This window comes from Psychroflexus salis, from assembly GCF_014640175.1.
Lineage (GTDB): Bacteria > Bacteroidota > Bacteroidia > Flavobacteriales > Flavobacteriaceae > Psychroflexus > Psychroflexus salis.
This window is the reverse complement of the sequence record NZ_BMGL01000024.1, coordinates 1-1960: the sequence shown is the minus strand read 5'-3', so window position 1 is coordinate 1960 and position 1960 is coordinate 1. Positions and strand designations below refer to the sequence as shown.

Below are 1960 nucleotides of genomic sequence, written 5' to 3'. Positions count from 1 at the left end.
AAAAAAAAAAAAATCAATTTTTCCCTTGCTAGAATAGTTTTTTTTAACTTAATTTGAAGTGTAAACCAATAAAATATGTCAATCTTCTGCAACTAAACAAAAAAAGAGAAAGCTCCTACAAAGTAGAAGCTCCTCATCGTAAATGCATGAAAAACATACATCCAAAACTCAAATACAAATGTACGTTTTTTCATGATGACCTATACTGATTCTGTTTTAAATTTACTCAGGATAAAAATAATGGTTTTTTGTTATAGGTAAGGCGTAAAAATCAAGCATAGCCTTAGCTACGGTTTATTTTTACAACGAAACATAGGGCAAAAAGACACATTTTTATTGATTAAATTTGAGGCAGAAACAGTATCTAACCAATTTCTATAAAAGAAAGTTGGATTATCGTTCCAAGATGGGAACAACAAATAAAATTTAAAAATTTATCAAAATGAAAAAATTAGTATTAACTTTAGTATTAGGCGTATTTGCCTTTGGGAGCAGTGGGTTTAATTCAAATGAACTTAGACTACAATCACAATCACAGTATTGCTTTGAATTACAACATGATGCTTTTGCCTTTCATTACAATAACGGAGCAAGCAGTGACGAAGCATGGGAAGAAAGTATTGAAGTGTACGAAAGGTGTGAAAGAAAACGCGGTAATTATTAACATTTAAATTCATATTATCTAAAATACAATAATTCCAATTTTATCTATTGGAATTATTGTTTAAAATCTAATTTATGTTTAAGAAAAAATTAAGGTTTTTTATTATTATTTTTATAGTAAGTTATTCGGTATACTCACAAAATAAAAAAGGAGAAATTATGTATGGTCAAAGAGTAGAGAAGATGTATATCGATACAACTTCTATCGATAACTCAGACCTTAAAAGCATAATGGTTGAGTTATTTGAAGAAAAACAAAAGTTGCTATCATCTGACGAAAGCTATTATTCTCTTAAGTTTAATGAAGGGAAATCTGTTTTTACTACGCTAAATTTTATGAACAATGATAAAAATAAGGTATTAAATAATAAACTAGTAAAAGGCACTTATTTTATAAATATACTGGACAACTCTATATATCATAAAGGTAATTTTATGGGAGAAGATCTCATTATATTTTATGATAAACAGCCTTACGAAGATTGGAAAATAACAGATGAAAAAAAAGTAATACTTGGTTATAACTGCATAAAAGCAGAAACCATAAGACAAAATGAAAAGGGAGTTAAAACCAAAGTTACAGCTTGGTTTACCACCGATATAAATTTAAATTATGGCCCAAAAAATTATTTTGGTCTACCAGGTTTAATTATTGAATTACACGAACTAGACAGTGTGTACTATGTACAAAAAATTAAGTTTAAAAATGTAACTCTGGACAAAATCGACCCTAATGATAAAAAAATAATTACATATCAAGATTATGTAAAAAAAGTTAATGGAAGTATTAGGTTTTAAATAAGTTTTAAAAACAAATTTTAGATTTTCAAATCAATTCCTTGAAAAACATCAAACTACTTTTCATTACTATTATCTCAAGTTTAAGTTTACACCTTAACGCCCAAACCCTAACCGGCACAGTTCAAGACAGCACAGGTATAGCCTTACCCTACACCAACCTCATTGCAAGCCCTATAGATAACCCCGATGCACAAATTACCTTTTCTATAAGTGACGAAAAAGGGCGGTACAAGTTGGAGTTAAAAAAAGCCATACCCTACAAAATTGAAATTAACCACATGGGGTTTCTATAAAGCCTATTTGACTTGCATAGAATAAAGAAATCACAAAACAATTTAACACTTCTTAATTGTATGATTATCAATAATATAAAAAAAAAAAAATCAATTTTTCCCTTGCTAGAATAGTTTTTTTTAACTTAATTTGAAGTGTAAACCAATAAAATATGTCAATCTTCTGCAACTAAACAAAAAAAGAGAAAGCTCCTACAAAGTAG

General features: G+C 28.2%; 3 protein-coding genes. All 3 read left to right on the top strand.

The window, feature by feature from the left end:
• Positions 1–442: 442 nt before the first annotated feature.
• The 3 genes from IEV63_RS12875 to IEV63_RS12865 all read left to right on the top strand — a co-directional run bounded on the left by IEV63_RS12875 (position 443) and on the right by IEV63_RS12865 (position 1757).
• On the top strand, positions 443–664 hold the full coding sequence (locus IEV63_RS12875) for a hypothetical protein (protein ID WP_188407225.1): 222 nt from the start codon (positions 443–445) through the stop codon (positions 662–664).
• Between the two features lie 74 nt (positions 665–738).
• On the top strand, positions 739–1461 hold the full coding sequence (locus tag IEV63_RS12870; protein WP_188407224.1) for a GLPGLI family protein: 723 nt from the start codon (positions 739–741) through the stop codon (positions 1459–1461).
• A 41-nt stretch (positions 1462–1502) separates the two neighbouring features.
• Positions 1503–1757, top strand: coding sequence for a carboxypeptidase-like regulatory domain-containing protein (locus IEV63_RS12865; RefSeq protein ID WP_188407223.1), 255 nt, complete (start codon positions 1503–1505; stop codon positions 1755–1757).
• Positions 1758–1960: the final 203 nt, after the last annotated feature.

Coding starts and splice junctions, on each gene's coding strand:
- IEV63_RS12870 (WP_188407224.1), top strand. CDS start 739: ATGTTTAAGAAAAAATTAAGGTTTTTTATTATTATTTTTATAGTAAGT.
- IEV63_RS12875 (WP_188407225.1), top strand. CDS start 443: ATGAAAAAATTAGTATTAACTTTAGTATTAGGCGTATTTGCCTTTGGG.